We start from the raw sequence: 5,508 nt of genomic DNA, 5'->3' as shown, positions 1-5,508 counted from the left end.
TCCATGACCACGGCCGGGCCGGTGAAGCGGGTCAGCGATCCGCCGGCTCGCGGCCGACCTCGGCCTCGCCGTGAAGGTGGGCAAGTTCAACGCCGGGCAGAAGCTCAATGCGGCGTTCACGGCGGGCGCGATCCTCGTCATGCTCGGCACCGGCGAGATCATGACGTTCCCGGACCCGTGGGGCGACCGGTGGCGGACGGGAGCCACGTTCGTCCACGACTGGCTCTTCCTCGTCGTCGTCGTGGTGACAGCCGGGCACCTGTGGGAGGCGCTACGGGACCGTGAAGCGCTCACCGGGATGCTGACAGGGCGGGTGGACCGCGGCTGGGCGGCGCGCCATCACGCCGCCTGGGCCGATGCCCGGACGCGCGGCGACGAGCCGCAGGGCGCCGGATCGCAAGGGCGGCACCGGGAGGGCGCCTGAGGGACGTCCAGAATTTGCCGAACGCCACCCTCGGCATGTCTTGACTCTTCCCGTGAAAGCGCTGAAATGGGACATCGAGGCGGGGTTTCCACGGAATCCCCCCGCCGGGGCCGGTCCGTGCCGCGCTTCGCCTCAGCCGGCGGCGTCCCCGCCTGCCGGAACCCCGTGCCCGGAGGTGTGCGCAGATGCCTGCACTGACCGATCACCAAATCGAGACACGCGACGCGCTCGCACGGCGCCTGTGCGACGAGTTCACCACCTTCCCCTCGGACGCGGTCCGGCGGTGCGTGGACGACGTCCAGGCATGCATGGACCACCTGGGGCTGGACGCCACACCCGACAGCGTGGAGCGGATGGCGCGTGAGCACCTCACCGGCGTGCTGAAGTCGGAGCCTCCGTCCGGGCGCACCCCCGGCGGAGCGGTGGACGGCTGAGCGGCCCGCGCGGAAAGGGCGCGGATCCCGCCGGTGTTCGGCCGTGTCCCGGCCAACGTGCGCGCGCGATCTGAGAGGCTAGAAGGGTGAGTCCCCGCAGCCGCAACAGCTCCTCCGGGGACCCGGCCCGGGACGGCCACACCACCCCGGACGAGGTCTCGGCCATCTTCGACGGCATGCTGCAGCACGCGCGCGAACTCCTCGCCGTGCGCAGCCCCCTGGACGCGGAACTGATCGTCAGCGAGATCCTCGGTTCCTGGTGGGGGCACCGGCTCCCGGACGGCGACGTCGAGGAGGTCATCGGCGAGGCGCTGGTCGACCACGCCAGGGCCGCCGCCACGCCCGCCGCGCTGGCCCTGCTGACCGGGATGGCCTACATGGGCACGCCCCGGCAGGCGACCAAGGCCGAGCGCGCGGCCCTGGAGTTGATGGCCGGCGGCGTCCCGCGGCCGGGATGGGCCGACCGCGTGGGGATGGTGGAGCCGGAGGGGTGCTTCGTCTCCCGGGACGTCTACGGCGACCAGGACTCCATCATCTGCACCTACACCTACGGCGGCGCCGAACGGCACGCCCTGGTCATCGTGGTCGACCGCACCAAGGCCGGGGCCGTCCTGCCGTCCGGCGACCCGTTCGCCTCCGCCGCGCCGGCCGCGCCGCCGGTGAGCGGCATGGTCAGGGACGCCTGGGTCTCCTCGCGGGTCGACGCGCTCCTCGACCGGTGCCGCCGCGACGGCCGCGACAACCCGCTGATGCGGTTCGAGGAGCTCGACCTCCCCGACACCGCGGCGCTGCTGCGGAGCGCCCTGGAGCTCACCGACGGCATCGACGACCCGCCGGTGAACGACACCTTCGGCACCTACCACGCGTTCGTCCGCGCGCGCGTGGACATCCTTCCGCCCGGCGGGCGGCTGCCCCAGCCGCCGGTGTACGGCCGGGACAGGCGCGCCACGATCGCGGCCCGGTTCCTCGCCTCGGACGAGGCGGAGGAGCTGTCCGACCTGTCCGCGGCGAGCCGGTGCGTGGACCGGATCATCGACTACGGCTGCACCCACGACTTCGGCCGGCCGCTGCGGGTCTCCCCCGTCAAATGCGAGATGTTCCTGCTCGACTGGCTGCCGAGGAAGGTTCTGCTGTCCCCGTCGGAACAAGAGGCTGTCCCGCACGTGCTGGGAGCGTGGGTCCGCTGGGCGGGGCGGCGAACGGGTCTCCCGGAGGAGGGCATCAGGGCCACCCTGGACGCGCTGTGGGACGCCACCGCGAAGTTCGCCGACGCCTACCGCGACCCGGCCGCGTTCGGCCTCGACCGCGACCTCGTCAAGCGGCTGCTGCCCGACGGCGACCTGGAGGCGCTGCCGCGCCGCGCGTTCGCGATGCCGTTCCTGTCGGGCACCCACCGGCGGTCGGGCCGGCACGGGTTCATCGACCTGTCGAAACTCGATCCGTCCGACCCGGACGACCGCCGCGCGATCCTGGAGTTCGAGCATCCCGGCGCCGACGAGGCCCACCTCGACGCGCACGAGCGCCTCGCCGCGCGGCTGTGGGACGGCCGGCCCCCGCAGCTGTGGACGACCGCCCAGGCGCTGCTGGACGTCGGCTACGAACGGCACGAGATCCTGCACAGGCTGATCGCCGTCCTCGACCGCTTCGGGCACGCCCCGGAGGCGCTCCGCGACGCGCTGCGTGTGCTTCGTCACGAACCCCCGCCCGAGTGAACTCCCGGTTTGCGCGCGGCGTCCCCGACGACAATCATCGGGACCCGGGCATGGTCTCGCGGGGTCTCCGGGGCCCGGGGGCCGGCCCCCGGTCGTAGGGAGTGATCTTGTTGGAGTGGTCCGAGTTCGCCCGGCGGCTGGGACGTGAGCTGGCGGGGCTCGAGCGCGACACGATCCTCATCGTGCGCGAGCGGGAGGAGAGCCGTCACTACGTCCAGGCCATGCGCGAGCCCGACCGGCTCTACGCCGAGGCCGTGAGCAACAACTTCCTCGACGGGCCGCTGCTGCTCACGGTGGCCGACGAGGAGGTCATGAGCGACGCGGGCTGGCGCCCGCCCGCCGACCCCGCGCCGCGCAACTGGTGGACGGAGCTGCCCGAGGCCGGCGCCCCCGGCGGGATGCTCGGCGTGACGGACGGCGACTACTCGCGGCTGGCCGACGTGATGGTCACGGCCCTGCGCGACGTCCAGGGCGTCCGGCGCCCGTCCGACCTCGTCTACGAGTCGTTCCACCGGCACGGGACCGGCCTCATCGAACTCGTCGGGTTCGGTATCGACGTCGCCGACCCGTCCAGGGTGAACAAGCGGCGCGCCGCGTCCGGCGGGGTCCTGCCCGAGGCCGGCGCGCAGCCGGCCGGCCTGCCCCCGGCGGGGACGCCGCTGCCGCTGCCGACGGACGGGCTGCCGAGCGCGGAGGCCGACCTGCTGGAGCCCCGCCTGGCCGAGGCCAAGGCGAACGGGGACAACACCACCTACTTCAGGCTGCTGGAGAGCGCCGACCTCGTGCTCCCCGCGACCGCCTCCGCCGTGGAGGACCCCGACCGCGCCGAGTTCCCCACCATCACCATCGGCGGCGACACCCACGTCACCGTGTTCACCTCGCCGGGCGCCCTCGCGCGCACCGGCGACCGCCATCCCGGGCTGTACCGGCGCACCACCTTCGCGCGGCTGGCGTCCGGCTGGCCGGACCCGGCGTGGCGGGTGGCGATCAACTGGGGGCTGCCCAGCGAGGTGCTGCTCGACTCGTCCGCCCTCGTCCGGCTGAGCGGCGGGCCGGAAACGCCTCCCGCCACCCCGGAGGAGCCGCCCAACCCGTACGGGAGGGTCGATCCCACCGCGCTCTCCGGGCCGAACCCCGTCGCCGGTGGCTCGGCCCCCGGTCTGAACGGTTCGGTGCCGGGGCTGAACGGCTCCGTCCCGGGCCTGAACGGTTCCGTCCCCGACCTGCCCGGCGCGGACGACCCGCGCGACTCGTACGACGACTCGCATACGGCGATCGACCCGTACACGGTGGACGATCTGCGGGCGGCGCTGGCGGCGGGCACGGCCGAGCCCGAGGCACGCGAACCGGCACCGGCCGCGCCTCCACTCGGCGCACCGACGGACAAGCCCGCTGACAGGCCGGCGGACAAGCCGGTGGACAAGCCGTCCGACGACCGTGCACCGGACGTTCAGCCGCCAGTGGAGCAGCGGCCCCAGGACCAGCCGCGCAGCGACCCGCCGCCGGCCCCCCGGCCAGCGCCGGAGCAGCCCGCGAACCTCGCGCCGAGCACGCCGCCCTCCCCTGAGCCGCGCCCTGCGGGCGCTCCCATGCGGCTGCCCCACGGCACCCGGCTCTGGCGGACGGCCGGTGACGGTGACGAGACACCGCTCGCGGTGTACGACGCCATAGGCGGCGTCTGGACCCAGGTAAGGGCCGACGCCATCCCGGCACCCTGGACCGAGTGACGCACCGTTCGGCTACCGTCAAGTACGGCATCCTCGCCCCCGCGGACGTGAAAGTGGATCCCGAGTGGACTGGAACGACTTCGCCAAACGGCTGACGCTGGAGCTTTCACGGCTGCCGGTCAAGTCGTTCCTCATCGTGCAGGGGCCGAGCGGGCTGCCCTATGCGCAGGCGATGCGCTCCGAGGGCGTGCTGGACGCGGAGGCCGTCGGCAGCGCGTTCCTCCCCCGCCCGCTGGCCCCGCGGCAGGAGCGGCGGCTCAGCGCCCTCGGCTGGGAGTCCCCGGACGGTGAGGAGCGCAAGAACTGGTGGGACCGGTACACCTGGCGCGACCGCGGCGGCCGCACCTCGGCCGAGCACCTGGAGGCGTGCGCGCTGCTCGCCGGGCAGATGGTGGGCGCCTTCCGCGACGTGTACGGCATCGAGTCCCCGCTGGAGCTGGTCTACCAGGCGAGCAAGGCCGGGCCGGACGGCGGGCCGCTGGCCCTGCCCGGCCTCGGCATCCCACTGGCCGTGCCCGAGGACGAGGCGCGGCGGGCCGCGTCCTCCGCCCGTCCCGCAAGGCCGTCCGGCTCCGCCCTGGAGGACGCCCTCACCGACGCGCGTGAGCGCGGCGACCAGCACGGCTACCTGGAACTCCTCGCGCGCGCGACCCTCTACCTGCCCGCGCCGGGCGAGCCGGGCGCGGCCGGGCACCAGTTCGCCACGGCCCAGTTCGGGGACGGCACGTTCGTCCTGGCGTTCACCTCGCCCGGCGCCATGGACCGCTCCCTGCAGGGCCAGGCCGTCCACCACCGCGAGGCGACGCTGGCCGAGCTCGCCCGCCGCTGGCCGCACCCCGAATGGCAGCTCGCCGTGAACCCCGGCCTGCCCAGCGCCTCCTACCTGGACGCCAAGGCGCTCCTCGAACCCGAGGAGCCGCGCAGGCCCGCCACCCCGACGCCGCCGGCGCCGACGGACGTCCATGTGGCGGGGCCCGCGTCCCGCCGCCGGGCCCGCGACGCCGCGTCGCCCACCGACACCCGCACCGACCTCCGTCCGCCGCGGCCGCAGGCCGCCAAGCCGCCGTACGAGGGCGTGCTGAACGCCGCGCGCCGCACCGGCCGCCGCCCGTTCCAGGGCATGCGGGTCCTCGGCCGCGCGCCCGCCGACGACGGCCGCCTCCGGGACGCGACGCGCGAGGCGCTGTCCCTCTTCGACTGACCCGCAAGGG

At 74.6% G+C, this 5,508-nt stretch carries 5 protein-coding genes; all 5 read left to right on the top strand.

All coding sequences use genetic code 11. The features are described 5' to 3' along the window. Positions 1–70: 70 nt before the first annotated feature. The 5 genes from ETD96_RS40615 to ETD96_RS40595 all read left to right on the top strand — a co-directional run bounded on the left by ETD96_RS40615 (position 71) and on the right by ETD96_RS40595 (position 5,498). Positions 71–424, top strand: coding sequence for a cytochrome b/b6 domain-containing protein (locus tag ETD96_RS40615; RefSeq protein ID WP_138641803.1), 354 nt, complete (start codon positions 71–73; stop codon positions 422–424). A gap of 185 nt (positions 425–609) precedes the next feature. Beyond that, positions 610–858 carry a hypothetical protein gene (locus ETD96_RS40610; RefSeq protein WP_138641802.1) on the top strand — a complete coding sequence of 83 codons (249 nt, stop codon included), beginning with the start codon at positions 610–612 and terminating at the stop codon, positions 856–858. Between the two features lie 176 nt (positions 859–1,034). Further along, complete coding sequence (locus ETD96_RS40605; RefSeq protein ID WP_171069482.1) at positions 1,035–2,570, top strand: hypothetical protein; 1,536 nt, start codon at positions 1,035–1,037, stop codon at positions 2,568–2,570. Between the two features lie 107 nt (positions 2,571–2,677). Continuing rightward, the gene (locus tag ETD96_RS40600) at positions 2,678–4,297 is read left to right on the top strand and encodes an SseB family protein (protein ID WP_240808571.1); all 1,620 of its coding nucleotides are present in this window, start codon (positions 2,678–2,680) and stop codon (positions 4,295–4,297) included. 64 nt (positions 4,298–4,361) lie between these two features. Next, a complete protein-coding gene (locus ETD96_RS40595; protein ID WP_138641800.1) occupies positions 4,362–5,498 on the top strand; it encodes an SseB family protein in 1,137 nt (378 codons plus the stop codon). The last annotated feature ends 10 nt before the right edge of the window (positions 5,499–5,508 follow it).

The organism is Actinomadura geliboluensis (assembly GCF_005889745.1).
Lineage (GTDB): Bacteria > Actinomycetota > Actinomycetes > Streptosporangiales > Streptosporangiaceae > Spirillospora > Spirillospora geliboluensis.
The sequence above is the reverse complement of the archived record's forward strand: the minus strand, read 5'-3'. Positions and strand labels throughout refer to the sequence as shown.

What these genes read in the sequence shown, in the direction of transcription:
- ETD96_RS40610 (WP_138641802.1), top strand. Translation starts at nt 610, where the DNA reads ATGCCTGCACTGACCGATCACCAAATCGAGACACGCGACGCGCTCGCA.
- ETD96_RS40605 (WP_171069482.1), top strand. Translation starts at nt 1,035, where the DNA reads ATGCTGCAGCACGCGCGCGAACTCCTCGCCGTGCGCAGCCCCCTGGAC.